The organism is Aeromonas molluscorum, from assembly GCF_051376105.1.
Lineage (GTDB): Bacteria > Pseudomonadota > Gammaproteobacteria > Enterobacterales > Aeromonadaceae > Aeromonas > Aeromonas molluscorum.
In genome coordinates, this window is record NZ_JBPQCY010000001.1 from 1,927,742 (window position 1) to 1,943,852 (window position 16,111).

The 16,111-nt window shown below is 60.5% G+C and carries 15 protein-coding genes; 2 read left to right on the top strand and 13 right to left on the bottom strand.

Annotated elements, in window-relative coordinates:
* Positions 1 to 28 precede the first annotated feature (28 nt).
* The 13 genes from ftsA to mraZ all read right to left on the bottom strand — a co-directional run bounded on the left by ftsA (position 29) and on the right by mraZ (position 14,696).
* A complete protein-coding gene (ftsA, locus tag ACSMDR_RS09455; protein ID WP_005891144.1) occupies positions 29 to 1,288 on the bottom strand; it encodes a cell division protein FtsA in 1,260 nt (419 codons plus the stop codon).
* A complete protein-coding gene (locus ACSMDR_RS09460) occupies positions 1,269 to 2,021 on the bottom strand; it encodes a cell division protein FtsQ/DivIB (RefSeq protein ID WP_436468029.1) in 753 nt (250 codons plus the stop codon). Before ACSMDR_RS09460 ends, ftsA begins: the two co-directional genes overlap by 20 nt.
* A 96-nt stretch (positions 2,022 to 2,117) precedes the next feature.
* Positions 2,118 to 3,572 (bottom strand): UDP-N-acetylmuramate--L-alanine ligase, encoded by a 1,455-nt coding sequence (murC, locus tag ACSMDR_RS09465; RefSeq protein ID WP_436468030.1) that lies wholly within the window; start codon positions 3,570 to 3,572, stop codon positions 2,118 to 2,120.
* Positions 3,573 to 3,680: 108 nt separating this feature from the next.
* Positions 3,681 to 4,775, bottom strand: coding sequence for an undecaprenyldiphospho-muramoylpentapeptide beta-N-acetylglucosaminyltransferase (murG, locus tag ACSMDR_RS09470; protein ID WP_436468031.1), 1,095 nt, complete (start codon positions 4,773 to 4,775; stop codon positions 3,681 to 3,683).
* A complete protein-coding gene (ftsW, locus tag ACSMDR_RS09475; RefSeq protein WP_436468032.1) occupies positions 4,772 to 5,956 on the bottom strand; it encodes a cell division protein FtsW in 1,185 nt (394 codons plus the stop codon). Before ftsW ends, murG begins: the two co-directional genes overlap by 4 nt.
* A gap of 91 nt (positions 5,957 to 6,047) precedes the next feature.
* Positions 6,048 to 7,331 carry a UDP-N-acetylmuramoyl-L-alanine--D-glutamate ligase gene (gene murD, locus ACSMDR_RS09480; RefSeq protein WP_436468033.1) on the bottom strand — a complete coding sequence of 428 codons (1,284 nt, stop codon included), beginning with the start codon at positions 7,329 to 7,331 and terminating at the stop codon, positions 6,048 to 6,050.
* Positions 7,332 to 7,333: 2 nt separating this feature from the next.
* Positions 7,334 to 8,416, bottom strand: a complete 1,083-nt coding sequence (gene mraY, locus ACSMDR_RS09485) for a phospho-N-acetylmuramoyl-pentapeptide-transferase (RefSeq protein ID WP_005891129.1) — start codon at positions 8,414 to 8,416, stop codon at positions 7,334 to 7,336.
* Positions 8,410 to 9,765 carry a UDP-N-acetylmuramoyl-tripeptide--D-alanyl-D-alanine ligase gene (locus ACSMDR_RS09490; protein ID WP_436468034.1) on the bottom strand — a complete coding sequence of 452 codons (1,356 nt, stop codon included), beginning with the start codon at positions 9,763 to 9,765 and terminating at the stop codon, positions 8,410 to 8,412. Before ACSMDR_RS09490 ends, mraY begins: the two co-directional genes overlap by 7 nt.
* Positions 9,762 to 11,255, bottom strand: coding sequence for a UDP-N-acetylmuramoyl-L-alanyl-D-glutamate--2,6-diaminopimelate ligase (murE, locus tag ACSMDR_RS09495; RefSeq protein ID WP_436468035.1), 1,494 nt, complete (start codon positions 11,253 to 11,255; stop codon positions 9,762 to 9,764). The genes ACSMDR_RS09490 and murE overlap by 4 nt, the downstream gene beginning before the upstream one ends.
* Positions 11,239 to 12,984, bottom strand: coding sequence for a peptidoglycan glycosyltransferase FtsI (locus tag ACSMDR_RS09500; RefSeq protein WP_005891119.1), 1,746 nt, complete (start codon positions 12,982 to 12,984; stop codon positions 11,239 to 11,241). Before ACSMDR_RS09500 ends, murE begins: the two co-directional genes overlap by 17 nt.
* Entirely contained in the window at positions 12,981 to 13,295 is a 315-nt protein-coding gene (gene ftsL / locus ACSMDR_RS09505; protein ID WP_005891115.1) for a cell division protein FtsL, read from the bottom strand. The genes ACSMDR_RS09500 and ftsL overlap by 4 nt, the downstream gene beginning before the upstream one ends.
* A gap of 3 nt (positions 13,296 to 13,298) precedes the next feature.
* Positions 13,299 to 14,237 carry a 16S rRNA (cytosine(1402)-N(4))-methyltransferase RsmH gene (gene rsmH, locus ACSMDR_RS09510; RefSeq protein WP_005891112.1) on the bottom strand — a complete coding sequence of 313 codons (939 nt, stop codon included), beginning with the start codon at positions 14,235 to 14,237 and terminating at the stop codon, positions 13,299 to 13,301.
* Positions 14,238 to 14,696: a division/cell wall cluster transcriptional repressor MraZ gene (gene mraZ / locus ACSMDR_RS09515; RefSeq protein ID WP_436468238.1), complete on the bottom strand. Its 459-nt coding sequence runs from the start codon at positions 14,694 to 14,696 to the stop codon at positions 14,238 to 14,240.
* 314 nt (positions 14,697 to 15,010) lie between these two features.
* On the opposite strand from mraZ, the gene ACSMDR_RS09520 reads away from it, so the two are divergent.
* Both ACSMDR_RS09520 and ACSMDR_RS09525 read left to right on the top strand, forming a co-directional pair.
* The gene (locus tag ACSMDR_RS09520) at positions 15,011 to 15,223 is read left to right on the top strand and encodes a transglycosylase SLT domain-containing protein (RefSeq protein ID WP_436468036.1); all 213 of its coding nucleotides are present in this window, start codon (positions 15,011 to 15,013) and stop codon (positions 15,221 to 15,223) included.
* The gene (locus ACSMDR_RS09525; protein WP_436468037.1) at positions 15,144 to 15,497 is read left to right on the top strand and encodes a transglycosylase SLT domain-containing protein; all 354 of its coding nucleotides are present in this window, start codon (positions 15,144 to 15,146) and stop codon (positions 15,495 to 15,497) included. The genes ACSMDR_RS09520 and ACSMDR_RS09525 overlap by 80 nt, the downstream gene beginning before the upstream one ends.
* Positions 15,498 to 16,111: the final 614 nt, after the last annotated feature.

Below are 16,111 nucleotides of genomic sequence, written 5' to 3' on the forward strand. Positions count from 1 at the left end.
CTTTATTTGCCTGACTCAGCAAAATCTTTTAGAACTCGCCACGCAACCAGTTGCTGACCCGTTTGACCAGCCCACCGACGCTTGCTTTGGCGGTATAATCGTTGCTACTGCCTGTGGATTGATGGGTACGGCCGTATTGCAGCAACCCGACCGCGGTCGAGTAGACTGGTGCCTGCACGTAATCGCTCAATCCGCGCACATTCATGGGTTCCCCGACCCGGACCTGACACTGGAATACCTGCTCTGCGCACTCCACTATGCCTTCGATCTGGGCCGCACCACCGGTCAGTACCAAACCGGCGGCCAGCTGATGCTTGACCCCCTGCTGTTTCAATTCGCTTTGTACCTTCACCAGCTCGTCATTGATCATGGAGAGCAGCTCGGTGTAGCGCGGCTCTATCACCTCGGCCAGGGTCTGTCGTTGCAGACTGCGGGCCGGGCGTCCACCGACGCTGGGCACTTCAATATTGTCTTCCTTGCTGACCAGGCGGCCCAGGGCGCAGCCGTAGCGCACCTTGATAGCCTCGGCATCCAGCGGCGGCGTGCCGAAGGCATAGGCGATATCGCTGGTGACAGTGCTGCCGGCGTAAGGGATCACCTTGGTATGGCGCAGGGCGCCGCCGGTAAACAGCGACATGTCCATGGTGCCACCACCGATATCGACCACACAGACGCCCAGTTCTTTCTCGTCTTCGGTCAAGACGGCATAGCTGGACGCCAACGCCGAGAAGATCAGTTGATCGACTTTCAGTCCCACCTTTTCGACACACTTCTCGATATTGCGAGCCATGTCGTTGTGGCAGGTGATCAGGTGCACCTTGGCGGCCATCCGCACACCGGACAGACCAACCGGGTTCTTGATGCCCTCCTGGTAGTCGATGGCAAACTCCTGGGGCAGCACGTGCAGCACCCTTAGTTCATCAGACAGACGCACCGACTTGGCGGTGTGGATGACGTTATCCACGTCCTCCTGGGTCACTTCCTCGTCGGAGATGGGCACCATGCCAGTCTCGTTACGGCAATCAATGTGCTTGCCAGACAAGCCCAGATAGACGGAGCTAATCTGGCAGTCGGCCATCATCTCGGCCTCTTCCACCGCACGGCGCAGGGATTTGACCACGGAATCCAGATCGTTGACCCCGCCCTTGTCCATGCCACGAGAGGTATGGCTGCCCATGCCGATGACATTGAGTTCACCGTCCGGCAGCACTTCGCCCACCAGAACCGCCACCTTGGTGGTGCCGATATCCAGCCCGACAATCAGATTTCTATCTGCGGTTTTGGTCATGCGCTTTCTCTTCGTTCTTCTTCCAGCCAACCGCCATCCCGGTGTCGTATCGAAGATCCACATAAGCCACTTGCTCACGGGGTTCGATGATCGGGAAGACATCGATAAATCTCTGTAGACGGAGCGCCATATCCGAACGCCCCACAAACAGTTGAATATTGTTATCCAGCGTCAGTTCCCAGCCGTAACGTGGGGTCAGATTGACCGCACTGAGCTTGTAACCTCGCTCTGCCAGCTGCGCCTCAAATTGGCGGCTGTTCTCCAGCACCTTGGCAGCCTGGTCATCAGGGCCTGACAGTTGCATCAAGGGGCTCTTCACCCGATTTGGTGCACTGAACACCTCACCCTTGGCATTGACGAAACGGCTGCCATTCCAGCGAGCCGCCACCTTCTGCTCTGTGAGGTAGACCTTGATCTTGTCGGGCCACTTCTTGCGTACCGACACCTGGGCGACCCAAGGCAACGCCGTCAGGCGCGCCTGCAGTGCATTCACATCCATCTCGAAGAAGTTGCGTGGCGCATCGCCATCCAGCACGGCACTGCGCAACTCCTCCGCCTTGATATATTGGTGTTGCCCCTGTACCAGCAAGGCACTGATGGGCAACCGGTTGGCATCTGTCAGCCAATCCTTTACGTCCAGCGCACTCTGGTAGAGACCCACCATCACCAGGAGGAAAAATGCCACCCCGATGATGAAGCCACCCTTGGTGCGCCCTTGTGCCCTTGCCTCCACCCGTCATATCCCCGTAAAACGTGACCAGACCGCCTGCCGGGCCGGGTGCGCCATTATATAGGCCCCGGCTTGGCGGTCAAAATACTCATTAGGCCCTCAGGCGCCGGATTTCATGCTCTCTATGCTCAATTTCATCTCGCCGAGACGTCGGGCCAACGCCCCCACGTTGCCAGCCCCCTGGGTCAGCACCAGATCCCCCTCACCGATGAGATCCGCCAGCACGGCCGGCACATCATCCGGCGTGGCGACAAAAACCGGCTCCAGGCTGCCACGGGAACGGATGGAACGGCACAGGGCGCGACCATCGGCCCCCGGGATCGCCTCTTCACCGGCGGCGTAGACCTCCAGCATCACCAAGACGTCCACCTTGGAGAGCACATCAGCAAAATCTTCATAGAGATCGCGAGTACGGCTGTAACGGTGAGGCTGGAACACCATCACCAGCCGCTTCTCGGGCCAGCCGGCCCGCGCGGCATTGATGGTGACCTTCACTTCGCTCGGGTGATGGCCATAGTCGTCCACCAGCATGGCCTTGCCACGCCCGGTCTCAAATTCGCCATACTGCTGGAAGCGGCGCCCCACCCCTTCGAACTTGGACAGGGCATTGATGATGGCCTCATCACTGACACCATCTTCGGTCGCAACCGCGATTGCGGCAGCGGCATTGAGTGCATTGTGCACACCCGGCAGGTTCAGGGCGACCTGCAGCTCACCGGCATCTTTACGGCGTACGCGGAAGCTGCTGCGATGAGTGGTTTGCATGAAGTCCAGCACCTGCACATCGGCATCGTCACTCAAACCATACGTCAGGGTCGGACGTGCTATCTCAGGCAGCATGCCACGGACAACGGGATCGTCAACACATACCACAGCCAAACCGTAAAAAGGCAGGTTATGGAGGAATTCGATGAAGGTTGCTTTCAACTTGGAGAAGTCGCCGCCATAGGTGTCCATGTGATCCGCTTCGATGTTGGTCACGATGGATACCATGGGTTGCAGATGCAGGAAGGAGGCATCGCTCTCATCCGCTTCCGCTATCAGATAGCGGCTGCTCCCCAGACGGGCATTGGTACCGGCACTATTGAGCAGACCACCGATGACGAAGGTGGGATCTCGGTCCGCCTCGGCATAGATGCTGGCCACCAGACTGGTGGTCGTGGTCTTGCCATGGGTGCCAGCAATGGCGATGCCATGGCGAAAACGCATCAGCTCGGCCAGCATCTCGGCACGGCGTACCACGGGGATGCGCTGTTCGCGGGCAGCCAGCAACTCGGGGTTGTCGGTATGGATGGCAGTTGAGACTACCACCACGCTGGCACCATCTACATGCTCGGCACTGTGACCAACAAAGATCTGGGCGCCCAGGCTGGCGAGACGCTCGGTCACGGCATTGGTGGCCAAGTCAGAGCCGGAGACCTGATAGCCTTCGTTGGCCAGCACCTCGGCAATGCCCCCCATGCCCGCACCACCTATTCCGATAAAGTGGATGCGACGCACGCGGCGCATTTCGGGGATCACGGTACGCAGTTTTGCCAGTTCAACCTTGTTCATAATTCTCTCTTAACTCTGCCGCCAGTCCCGTGCACTCATCTGCAACACGCTCTGCGGCCTCAATACATTGAGGGGTAAGACTGCATGGCTTGGCCTGTGCAATCTTGATCAGCATGCTTTCTCACTCTGTCCAGTTGCGAGCCGCTTGCACTCATCGGCAACCCGCTCTGCGGCATCGATAATGGCGACGCGCCGCGCCGCCTTGGCCATGTTCAACAGGATTTCCCTGCGCCCGGCCAGCCAGCTGAGGCGGGCACCCAGGGTAGCGGGGCTCAGCTCTGTCTGGGGCAGGAATTCGGCTGCACCGCCATCGACCAGGGTCAGGGCATTGCGGGTCTGGTGATCGTCCACCGCATGAGGCAGTGGCACAAAGATGGCGGCCACACCGGCGGCGGCCACTTCGGAGACGGTCAGGGCCCCCGCGCGACACACCACCAGATCGGCCCAGGCATAGGCATCGGCCATCTCCTTGATAAAGTCGCTCACCTCCGCCGCCTGGCCCAGGGCGGCATAAGCATTGGCCACGGCATCCCGGTTCCCCTTGCCGGTCTGGTGACGCACCTCGATGGGCACCCCGGCGGCGGCGACCGCGGCAGGGACCTGTTCGTTAAGCACTTTGGCACCCAGGCTGCCACCAATGATGAGCAGATGAAGAGGGGCAGGCTGAGTGCTGATCCGATTGGCCGGTTCCGGCAACGCCACCACTTCCGAACGCACTGGATTACCGACCACTGCGGTGCGGCTGCTGGGAGCAAACGCGCCAGGGAAAGCCATCAACACCCGCTTGGCGAGGCGTGCCAATAGCTTGTTGGTCATGCCGGCTGCGGCGTTTTGTTCATGAAGCAGCAGAGGAATACCGGACAGCCAGGCCGCCACGCCGCCCGGTCCCGAGGCGAAGCCCCCCATGCCGAGTACCACATCGGGTTTGATCTCTTTCAGTACCTGGCGAGCCTGCAGTATGGATTTGACGATGCGGTAAGGGGCGGCCAGCAAACGCTTGATGCCATTGCCACGCACCCCCTGAATGTCGATGAAGGAGATGGGGTAGCCATGAGCAGGCACCAGCTCGGCCTCCATGCGATCCGCCGTGCCGAGCCAATGTATGGTCCAGCCCTGGGCCTTGAGCCGGTCAGCGACCGCCAAGCCGGGGAACACATGGCCACCGGTACCACCGGCCATCACCAACAACGTCTTGCTACTCACGCAACCTCCCGCACACGCGCCTGGGCACTGGCCTGGCGCAATTCGAAATCGATCCGGATCAACATGCTCACCGCGACCGTCATGATGATGAGACTCGAGCCGCCATAGCTGACTAGCGGCAGGGTCAGCCCCTTGGTCGGCATCATGCCGCTGGCGGCCCCGACGTTGACGAAGGTCTGAAAACTGAACCAGATGCCGATACCGATGGCGAGATAGCCCTCGTAGAGCTTGTCGGCCACCAGCGCCTGATGGCCCAGCTTGAGCGCTTTGTACGCCAGGGCGAAGATGAGCAGCAGGGCACCGAGCACGCCGAGATAACCGAGCTCCTCCCCCAGGATGGCGAACACGAAGTCGGTGTGGGCCTCCGGCAGGTATTCCATCTTCTGGATGGAGTTGCCGAGCCCCTCGCCAAGCCAGCTACCACGACCAAACGCCATCAACGACTGGGTCAGCTGATAACCACTGCCGAAGGGATCGGCCCAGGGGTCAAGGAAGGAGGTTACCCGCCGCATCCGATAAGGCTCGGCGATGATCAGGGTCACCACGGCACTGACGCCGACCAAAATGAGGGCGATAAACTGACCCATACGGGCCCCAGCCAGGAACAACATGCCCAGGGATGTCACAAACATCACCACCACAGAGCCCAGATCCGGCTGGGCCAGCAGCAATACGGCCACCAGGAAGAGCACGGCCATCGGTTTCATAAAGCCGATGAGGCGCTCGCGCACCTCGTTCTGACGGCGCACCAGATAACCCGCCAGATAGACAAACAGGGCCAGCTTGCCAAATTCCGCCGGTTGCAGGTTGAACGGGCCCAGGGGCAACCAACGGACTGAGCCGTTGACACTGCGCCCCACCAGCAATACCAGCACTAGCATCAGGATGGCAAGCAGCAGCATGGGACCATTGTATTGCTGCCAGCGTGCCATGGGCACCTGCAGGACAAACCAGGAGATACCGATCGCCATCACCAGAAACAGGCCGTGACGCTTCACAAACATGAAGGGATCGTTGGCCAGCGCAATCCCTTCCGGGATGGAGGCCGAGGCCACGATGACCAGTCCCACCGCCATCAGGGAGAACCCCAGTACCACCAACTGGCGATCGTAGAGCGCACCGGGCCGGGCCGGAAGCAGGATCCGTTGCAGGAAAGCCAGGGTTGCGCGCAGGGCGTTCATAGGGGCATCACCCGTTCAGCGGTAAGGCGATCACCGCGAACGTCGAAGGATGTGAAGAGGTTAAGCCCGTCCAGGCTGGCAAGGGGCGCGTTCATAGCATCAGTACCAGTTCGGTGAAGCGATCGCCCCGTGCTTCGAAGGATTTGAACTGATCCAGACTGGCGCAGGCCGGGGCCAGCAGCACCCAGTCGCCAGGTTTGGCATCGGCTGCGGCCTTGGCGACGGCGGCCTCAAGGTCAGCGACCCGCTCCGTCTGTTCACCCAGCGCCAGCAGTATGTCGGCATCCTGACCAAAGCAGTACATCTTGTCTATCTGGCTGCCGAGCAGGTCTTGCACCGGGCCAAAATCCTGGCCCTTGCCCTGGCCACCGGCCAGCAGCAGCAGGCGACCCTTGACCGACTCGCGCACGCCAGCCACCGCGGCCAGGGTCGCGCCCACGTTGGTGGCCTTGGAATCATTTATCCAGCGTACTCCCCCGACCTCACGCACGAAGCGGGCGCGGTGGGGCAGGCCTTCAAAACGCCGCAGCACGGCCAGTTGCGGCTCACGGGGAATACCCACCGCATCGCACAGGGCCATGGCGGCCAGGGCATTGGCCTGGTTATGGGCACCGACGATCTTCATCTCGTCCACGGGCAGCAGCGGCTCGCCATGCAGGCTCAGCCACAAGCGCCCCTCGCACAGGGTGCGGCCATAACTCTTGTCATCCAGACCAAAACTCTGCCATAGCTCGCCCACGTCGGGCAGCGTCAGGGCATCATCCCGATTGACCAGAATGTGTTGTGAGTGCTGATGGATCTCTTGCTTGGCGGCGCGGTAATCGGCCATGCCCGTGTAGCGATCCATGTGATCTTCCGAGAGGTTCAGCACCACGGAGGCGACGGCCCGCAGACTGTGAGTCGTTTCCAGCTGGAAGCTGGAGAGCTCCAGCACACAAAGATCCATCGGCTGCTTGAGCAAGGTCAGCGCAGGGGTGCCTATGTTGCCCCCCACGCCAACCTTGAGGCCCGCTTCGGCAATCATCTCACCCACGAGGGTGGTGACTGTGCTCTTGCCGTTGGAGCCGGTGATGGCGATGACGGGGGCTTGGGTCTCGCGCACGAACAACTCGATGTCGCCGACTATGTCCACACCCTGCTCGGCGGCAGCCCTGAGCTCGGGCGTCGCCAGGGCGATGCCAGGGCTTGCCACTATCAGATGCGCCTGGGTGAGCAAGGCCTCATCCAGGCCCTCAATGAGTTCAACCCTGGCCGGGAGCTGATCCTGACCAGGGGGATTGCGACGGGTATCCATCACCAGGGGAGTTACACCACGGCCGAGGAAATAATCGACACAAGAGAGACCGGTTTTCCCCAGACCCAGGATGATGACCATGATTAACGCACCTTCAGGGTGGCGAGACCCAGCAGCACCAGCATCAGAGTGATGATCCAGAAGCGCACTATGACGCGCGGCTCGGGCCAGCCCTTCTTCTCGTAGTGGTGATGAATGGGCGCCATGCGGAAGATGCGTACCCCACGCAGCTTGTAGGAACCGACCTGCAGGATCACCGAGACGGTCTCCATCACGAAGACGCCTCCCATGATCACCAGCAGAAACTCCTGGCGCACCAGTACGGCTATGGTACCCAGGGCGCCGCCCAGGGCCAGTGAGCCCACATCCCCCATGAAGACCTGGGCCGGATAGGTATTGAACCAGAGGAAGCCCAGACCCGCCCCTACGATGGCGGTACACACAATCACCAGCTCGGAGGCATAGGGCACATAAGGGATGTGCAGGTAGCTGGCAAAGTTGACGTTGCCGGTCGCCCAGGCGATCAAGGCAAAGCCCCCAGCCACCATCACGGTCGGCATGATAGCCAGACCATCCAGACCATCGGTCAGGTTGACCGCGTTGGAGGTGCCGACGATGACGAAATAGGTCAGCACGATGAACATCAGGCCGAGCTGGGGCATCACATCCTTGAGGAAGGGCACCACCAGCTGGGTCTGGCCGTCATGGGTCGCCGTGGCATAGAGGAAGATCGCCACCGCCAGGGCGACCGCCGACTGCCAGAAGTACTTCCAGCGGGCGATCAGGCCGTCGGTATTCTTGCGCACCACCTTGAGGTAGTCATCGGCAAAGCCGATGGCACCATAGGCGCCCAGCACGAATAGCACCAGCCAGACATAAGGATTGTCGAGACGGCACCAGAGCAGCACGGAGATGAAGATGGCGGCAATGATCATCAGCCCGCCCATGGTCGGGGTACCCTTCTTACTCAGATGGGATTCCGGACCGTCGTTGCGGATCACTTGGCCGAATTTCATGATTTGCAGGCGACGGATGAGGCGCGGCCCCATCCAGAGCGCCACAGTCAGACCGGTGATGATCGACAAGATGGCACGCAGCGTCAGGTAGGAGAAGACGTTGAAGAAGGTGAAGTGCGGGGTGAGTAATTCCGCCAGCCAGACTAGCATGAGGCTTGCTCCTGATGGTCGGCGACCATGTTGACTATCTCTTCCATGCGCGAACCACGCGCCCCTTTCACCAGAATCGAGATGGTTTGCTCTGTGTTTATCATCTGTGCCAGCGCGTCATACAAGGACGCCTTGTTGTCAAAATGTCGGCCGCCCGCAGCATCCGCGGTGTGGCGGCTCTGTTCACCCACTGTCAGCACGGCGTCGAGGCCGCGTTCGCGGGCGTGGCGTCCAACCCGGGCATGTTGCGCGGCAGACTCCTCGCCCAACTCTTTCATGTCACCAAACACCAGCACCTTGTAGCCACCCATGGCGGTCAGGGCATCGATGCCGGCCAGTACGGACTCAACACTGGCGTTGTAAGTGTCATCAATCAGGGTCAGGTCACCCCAGCGCCGCACGCAGAAGCGGCCCTTGACCGGCGCCATCTGCTCCAGCCCCGCCTTGACCGAGGCAAGCGACGCCCCCAGTGCCAGGCAGCCAGCGGCGGCGGCCAGGGCATTGGCCACGTTGTGGCGACCGGGAATGGCCAGGGTCAGGGTCAACTCTCCCTGCGGGGTCACTAGCACGAATTCGGCGCAGCCCTGCCCGTTGAGCGTTATGTCACGGGCATGGAAGGGCTGGCTCTGATCTTCGAGGGAGAAGGCGCACCGAATGCCCCGTTCCCGCCACTGGGGCCAGAACTCGTTGTCGGCATTGACGATGGCGGTACCACCCTCGCCCAGACCTTCGAAGATCTCGCTCTTGGCATGGAACACCCCTTCCAGAGAGCCAAAACCTTCCAGATGAGCCGCCGCCACGTTGTTGATGATGGCGGCATCGGGCCGGGCCAGGGAGGTGGTCCAGGCGATCTCCCCCGGGTGGTTGGCACCCAGCTCCATCACCGCAAACTGGTGCTGCGCCTCGAGGCGCAGCAGGGTGAGCGGTACGCCCACTTCGTTGTTGAAGTTGCCAGCGGTGGCCAGCACCTCGCCTTCATGGCGCAGTATGGCGGTCGCCATCTCTTTCACCGTGGTCTTGCCGCAACTGCCGGTGATGGCCAGCACCTTGGGATTGACGCGCTCGCGCACCAGTCGACCGAGCAGACCCAACCCCTTGAGGCTGTTTGTCACTATCAACTGGGGAATGGCCAGGGGCAGCTCGCGCTCAACCAGCAAGGCGCTGGCACCTGCCGCCATGGCTTGCTCACAAAAATCGTGGGCGTCGAAACGCTCACCGCGCAAGGCAACGAAAAGTGCGCCCGGACCCAGGGTACGGGTATCCGTGCTGATCGCGGTGATCTCTGCGTCCTCACCCAGTAACCGGGCATCGAGTGCCTGCGCCAGTTCGGCAAGCCTGAGGGTCATCATGTGAATGACTCCAATAAAGTGTGCAAGGCGGCCGCGACGGTCTCCCGATCGCTGTAGTGCCGCTTGTCGGTACCAATGATCTGATAATCCTCGTGCCCCTTACCGGCCACCAGGATGATGTCCTCTTTGCTCGCCTGCGCCAACGCGACTTCGATGGCCTTGACCCTGTCGTGCTCTATGGTCACGGCGTCAGGATCGGCAAGACCCGCCACCATGTCAGTCATGATGCGGGCCGGCGATTCGGTACGGGGATTATCATCGGTCAGGATCACGCAATCCGCATGTTGCTCTGCCATGGCAGCCATCATGGGACGCTTGCCGCTGTCTCTGTCACCGCCGCAACCGACGATGCACCACAGACGACCCTCGCAGTGCACCCGCAGGGCCTGCAATGCCTTCTCCAGCGCATCCGGGGTATGGGCATAATCGACCACGGCAAGCGGCACCTGACCACCACCGAAGCACTCCATGCGCCCCGTGACTCCCTGCAAGCGGGGAGCGGTCACCAGCAGCTGCTCGAGCTCATGGCCGAGCACCAGCATGACCCCCATGGCGGCCAGCACATTGCTGACGTTGAAGCGGCCGAGCAAGGGGGCGGATAATACACCATTCCCCCAGCTGGAGTTAATGGCAGAACTGAATCCCTGCTGATGAAATTGGGGATCCTGCGCCGTCAACTGTCGCCCTGGATGATTTTCAATCGGGCCATTGGTGCCAAAGGCCACCGCCTGGGGATACAGGTTCAACCATTCGCGCCCGAGCGGGTCATCATGATTGATGACGGCATTCGCTGCGTCGACCTGCTTGAGCAGCAGCGCCTTGGCCTCGCCATAGGCGGCCATGGTGCCGTGATAGTCGAGGTGATCCCGACTCAGATTAGTGAAAACAGTGGCGGCAAAATGCAGGTCGGCGACCCTGTGCTGAATCAGACCGTGGCTGGAGACCTCCATGGCAACCAGACTGGCGCCTTTATCCCGCAAGGCCGCCAGATTGGCCTGCACCTCGAGGGCGCTGCCGGTGGTGTTGGCAGCTTCAATCAGCTCACCAAACAGACCATTGCCTATGGTGCCCATGACGGCGGCCTTGCCGCCCCGCTCGCTGGCCAACAGACTATGCCAGTTGGCGACCAGCAGGGCGGTGGTGCTCTTGCCATTGGTGCCAGTGATGCCGATCAAATCCAGCACCGCCGCCGGCTCGCCGAAGAAATGCCCGGCCAGACCCGATAGCCTGGCGGGCAGATCGCGAATACCGATGCACGGCACATCCAGCGCAGGCGGTGAGAACTCCCCATCCTCCTCAAACAGCACGGCGCTCGCCCCCTGGGCAACCGCATTCTCGATAAACTGCCTGCCGTCGACCTGATGGCCCTTGAGCGCCACGAACAGACAGCCGGGCCCCGCCCGTCGGCTATCGAGTTGCATGTCGGTCAGAGGGAGCGCCTGGGCTGCAATGCCAAGGGGGCGCACAAGTGCATCAAGTGTGAGGGACAACGGCGGCCTCCATCTGGGCGAGCGAAGGGGGCGGCGCATTGGGCACCGCATCGGGACGAATGTTGTAGAGCTGCAGTACGCCGCCCATGGCTTCGGCGAAGGGCGGCGTCGCGACGGCGCCGCCGTAATAGGCGCTCCCCTTGGGCTCGTTGATCACCACCACCATCACGAAGCGGGGATCGCTAGCCGGCGCGAAGCCGGCGAACCAGCCCATGTAGTCCTTGCCATAGCCACCGGCGACCGCCACCTTGGCGGTACCACTCTTGCCGCCGATGCGGTAGCCGGGCACCTTGGCCTTGGGGATGGCATTGTCGACCACGAACTCCAGCGCCTGCATCATGGCCTTGGCGTTGTTGTGATCGATGACCTGCTCTCCCCTGGGTGCCTTGTCCAGCTTGATGGTGGAGATGGGCACCCGTTTGCCCTGATTGGCCAGGGTGGCGTAAGCGGAAGCCAGTTGTAGCGGCGTCACCCGCAGGCCATAACCGAACGACAGGGTGGCACGCTCGATATCGGACCAGCGCCGGCGCTGGGGCAACATCCCCAGACTCTCCCCGATCAGGCCACTGCCGGTGTCATTGCCAAGGCCGAACAGGCTGAGGGTATTGATCATCTCCTGAGCCGGCATGCGCAGGGCGATGCGCGACATGCCGATGTTGGAGGAGTAACGCAGTATGTCGAACAGGTTGTTGGCGCTGTGGATGCTGACATCCCGGATCTGCTTGGCGCCAATGTAGAGTGGGCCACCCTGGATGTGATCCTTCCAGCTCGTCACTCCGGCCTGCAGGGCGCTGAGCAGGATCAGCGGCTTGATGGTGGAGCCCGGTTCATAGGTATCGGTCACGACCCGGTTGCGCACCCGGAAGCTCTGATACTGACCGCGGTTGTTCGGGTTGTAGGAGGGCGTGTTGACCATGGCCAGCACCTCGCCGGTCTTGACGTCCAGCATGACCAAAGATCCAGATGTAGCCTTGTTCTCGTCAGTGGCGCGCTTGAGGGCGCGGTATGCCAGCGCCTGCACCCGCTGATCGATGCTCAGGGTCAGGTTGTTGGCATTCTTGCCCTCCTTGACCACGCCGAGCCGCTCTATGACCCGGCCCTGGCGATCCTTGCGTACCCGCTGCTCGCCTGCGGTTGCCGTCAGCCACTGGTCGTAACTGCGCTCTATGCCTTCGATGCCGTGACCGTCAATGTTGGTCACCCCGACCAGATGAGAGCTGATCTCTCCTGTGGGATAAAAACGGCGAGATTCGGGACGCAGGAAGACGCCTCCCAGCTTGAGACCCTTGATGTACTCGGCCACCGCTGGTGTCACCTGACGCTGCAAGTAAACAAAACGCTTCTTGGGATTGGAGATACGGCGCTTGAGCACATCGATGTCGACCTTCAGCACGGCGGAGAGTGCCAGCCAGGCCCGTTCGTTATGGATGGAGCCGGATTCGTATACCGTCTTGGGATCGGCCCAGACTGCCTCAACCGGCACGGACACTGCTAGCTGCTCGCCGTTGCGATCCGTGATCATGCCGCGCACCGCCTGGGTGGAGGTGGTGCGCAGGGAGCGCATGTCTCCCTCCTGACGCAGCCGGTCCGGGTTAATCACCTGGATCCAGGCCAGACGCAAGATCAGCCCGACAAACGCGATCCCGATGAAGAACACCAGGGTGCGAAAACGCCACGGATAGAGTGACGGGGCTTTGGCCTGCGCCTTGGCTGGCGTCTTGCGTTTCATGGTTGGTTAATTACCTTCTCAGTGGTCACCAATGGGCGAGCCATCTGTAACTTGTCCATGGCCAGAGCCGCCACGCGGGAGTGCTCGGCCAGGGTGCCCTGCTCCAGCAGCAGGTGACGCCATTCAATATTGAGCCTGTCTTCCTCGGCCATGAGATCGTTCTGGGTCGACGTCATGACCCGAGTCATGTTGGTCACCAGGATCACCGCAAAGGAGGTCAGCAGCACGGCAACCGCCAACGCTATCTGCAACTTGTGACGCCAGAGGTCCTGGACTATCTCCTTGCCGAGGTGAACGCGGGGCTCGCTCATGATTTAATCCGCCAGCCGCTGGGCAACCCGCAGCACAGAGCTGCGTGAACGGCTGTTTTCGCTGACTTCATGGTCAGACGGCTTGAGTGCCTTGCCAACCGACTTCAACTTGCGACCACCGGCCAGTTGGGACTCGGTCAGGGGGATGCCACGGGGAACTTCCGGACCCTTCTCATGTTTGCGGATGAAGTGCTTCACGAGGCGATCTTCTAGCGAGTGGAAACTGATGACCGACAGACGGCCTTCCGGGGCCAGCGCCTGCAAGGCACCATCGAGGGCCGTCTCTATCTCATCCAACTCACTGTTGATATAGATGCGGATCGCCTGGAAACTGCGGGTGGCGGCGTGCTTGCCCTTCTCTTTGCTCGGGTTGACCCTGGCAATCATCTCCGCCAGTGGGCGGGTGCGCACATAGGGTTCGGTGGCGCGATCGTGCACTATGGCGCGGGCTATCTTCTTGGCGAAACGCTCTTCACCGAAGGTCTTCAATACCCAGGCGATGTCATCGACATCCGCCTTGGCCAGCCACTGCGCAGCGCTCTGCCCCGAGGTGGGGTCCATGCGCATGTCGAGGGGGCCGTCTTTCATGAAACTAAAGCCCCGCTCTGCATCGTCAAGCTGGGGGGAAGAGACTCCCAGATCCAGCAGGAAGCCGTTGACCTTGCCGAGCAGACCGCGCTCGTTGAGATAGTCGGTGATACCGGAGAAGGGGCCATGGACTATCTCGAAGCGGGTGTCCTGGATCTTGGCGGCTTCGGCAATGGCCTGAGGATCGCGGTCGATGGCAATCAAGCGGCCATGGGGGCCGAGCTTTTCCAAGATGAGACGGGAATGACCGCCACGGCCAAAGGTGCCGTCGACGTAGATGCCGTCCGGCTGGATGGCCAGACCTTCGACGGCTTCGTGCAACAGCACTGTGATGTGTTCAGCGGCTTGGCTCATTTATAGCGAGAAATCCTGTAAACGATCCGAACCTGCCCAGTCATCCTCGGGCAGGCTCGCGATATCGGTATCTATCTGATGTTGCCAGCGGGATTCGTCCCACAACTCAAACTTGTTGAGCTGACCCACCAGCATGATTTTTTTATCCAGCCCGGCATGACTGCGCAGTGGCTGGGAGAGCAAAAGACGGCCATTGCCGTCCAGTTCACATTCGGTCGCATGGCCAAGCAATAAACGCTGCAGACGGCGCTGTGCCGGATCCATGCTGGAGAGTGTCTTCAGCTTGCGCTCTATCTCCTCCCATTCGTGCAGGGGGTAGAGCAGCAGGCAGGGGTGGGCAATATCGATGGTACAGACCAGCTGGCCGTCGCATTCGTCGCGCAGCCAATCACGGTATTTGGTCGGAATCGCCAGTCGCCCTTTGACATCCAGGCTGATGGCGTGAGCACCACGCAACAAATTAGCCATCCCCAATGAATAAATGGTGGGTCTCTGCCCAGAAAAACCACTTTGATCCACTTTTCTCCACTGTGAAGTTTAAGGACGAGTAAAGTGCTTTTCAAGCAAGGATCCTTGCGGCGGGGAACATATTGACGCAGCACTTGGCGAGGGCAGATTAAGTGAGTTGATTTTCCACAAGTTATTTGCTGTAAAAATAAGCAGAATAATATTCCTGCTGAAGCAGCGCCCTTATCTCCAACAACGTCTTGCGGAGACACAGCCCGTTATTCGCTGGGTCGGAGCAACAGGTTCACGAACGCAAACTGCCGCCCTTGCTTGCCTTTGTTCCTTTACTGGAAAGCAGTTACCGATTGGATGTGGTCTCTTCTGCTGGCGCCGCAGGCCCCTGGCAGCTGATGCCAGATACCGCCACCCGATTTGCCGTTCCCATCACCAGCGAATTTGATGGCCGCTATTCACTGCCATTGGCGACAGAGGCTGCCCTTTCCTATCTCGGCATGGCTGTATCGCTTCTTTGGCAATGACTGGCTGCTTGCTTTGGCCGCCTACAACGCAGGAGAAGGGCGGGTACTCAATGCGGTTTTAAAAGCGGGGACACGTATATATGGGAACTGGAGCTTCCGACTGAAACACGCTTTTATGTCGCGCGCTTTCATCGCCCTGGCCAGTTGCTGGATATGGCTGACAGCTATCAGTTTCAACTTCCGCCATGGCACAGCGGCAATGACTTGCAAATATTCCGTCATCCGAACGGCTGCTCACTGCCCGCGTGGGCTCAGGCAAAAGGCGTATCAATGAATGACGCCAGCCGCTGGAATCCGGCCTGGCAACTCCCTGTCGCCAAGGGATAACCCATTGCCCTATCGTCTATAGCAAGGGCAAAGCCCCCACCGCCAACCGGAAGAAAGGGGCGACCACTGATGGCAAAGCGGTCTCACTGGACAGCCTGCACGACCCCTGTTGCTGAAAGCTGCAAGGGGGCTTGATATGGGTCGAGGCGAGATCAGGTCTGGAACGCTTGCCTGATCCTCTTGGGATTCAGCAGAAGCGGCCGCTGATTGCGGCACCATGAAACAGTGGCGCCAATGGCTGCATTGGGGCCAAATCAACCTCTTCCGGATATGACCAGCGAGCCCCGTAGAAACTGAGCTGCCGGCCAATGGCGCGACGATGGTAATCCGGCAATCCAGCGTAATTCGCGGCAACATGACGAGGCTGACGGTTTCGGGTAATTCAAATCGAGCCGGAGCAAGGAAACCGACACCACCCGGCCCTATGTCTTTTATCACTGCGCGGCCAATGCTCTTGTCAAACAGCATCCCAGAAATCAGCAATCTGGCCGCAATGCCGCAGCTCTGTGACTCGAAAGGCGTGGTGCCATCGTGCAGGATGCCAGCACGGGGTACCTTGCG

Bases quoted from the DNA above. Each gene is read 5' to 3' on its own strand.
- ftsL (WP_005891115.1), bottom strand. From the start codon at position 13,295: ATGAGCGAGCCCCGCGTTCACCTCGGCAAGGAGATAGTCCAGGACCTC.
- ftsW (WP_436468032.1), bottom strand. From the start codon at position 5,956: ATGAACGCCCTGCGCGCAACCCTGGCTTTCCTGCAACGGATCCTGCTT.
- ACSMDR_RS09525 (WP_436468037.1), top strand. From the start codon at position 15,144: ATGGCCGCTATTCACTGCCATTGGCGACAGAGGCTGCCCTTTCCTATC.
- ftsA (WP_005891144.1), bottom strand. From the start codon at position 1,288: ATGACCAAAACCGCAGATAGAAATCTGATTGTCGGGCTGGATATCGGC.
- ACSMDR_RS09490 (WP_436468034.1), bottom strand. From the start codon at position 9,765: ATGATGACCCTCAGGCTTGCCGAACTGGCGCAGGCACTCGATGCCCGG.
- rsmH (WP_005891112.1), bottom strand. From the start codon at position 14,237: ATGAGCCAAGCCGCTGAACACATCACAGTGCTGTTGCACGAAGCCGTC.
- mraY (WP_005891129.1), bottom strand. From the start codon at position 8,416: ATGCTAGTCTGGCTGGCGGAATTACTCACCCCGCACTTCACCTTCTTC.
- ACSMDR_RS09500 (WP_005891119.1), bottom strand. From the start codon at position 12,984: ATGAAACGCAAGACGCCAGCCAAGGCGCAGGCCAAAGCCCCGTCACTC.
- murD (WP_436468033.1), bottom strand. From the start codon at position 7,331: ATGGTCATCATCCTGGGTCTGGGGAAAACCGGTCTCTCTTGTGTCGAT.
- murC (WP_436468030.1), bottom strand. From the start codon at position 3,572: ATGAACAAGGTTGAACTGGCAAAACTGCGTACCGTGATCCCCGAAATG.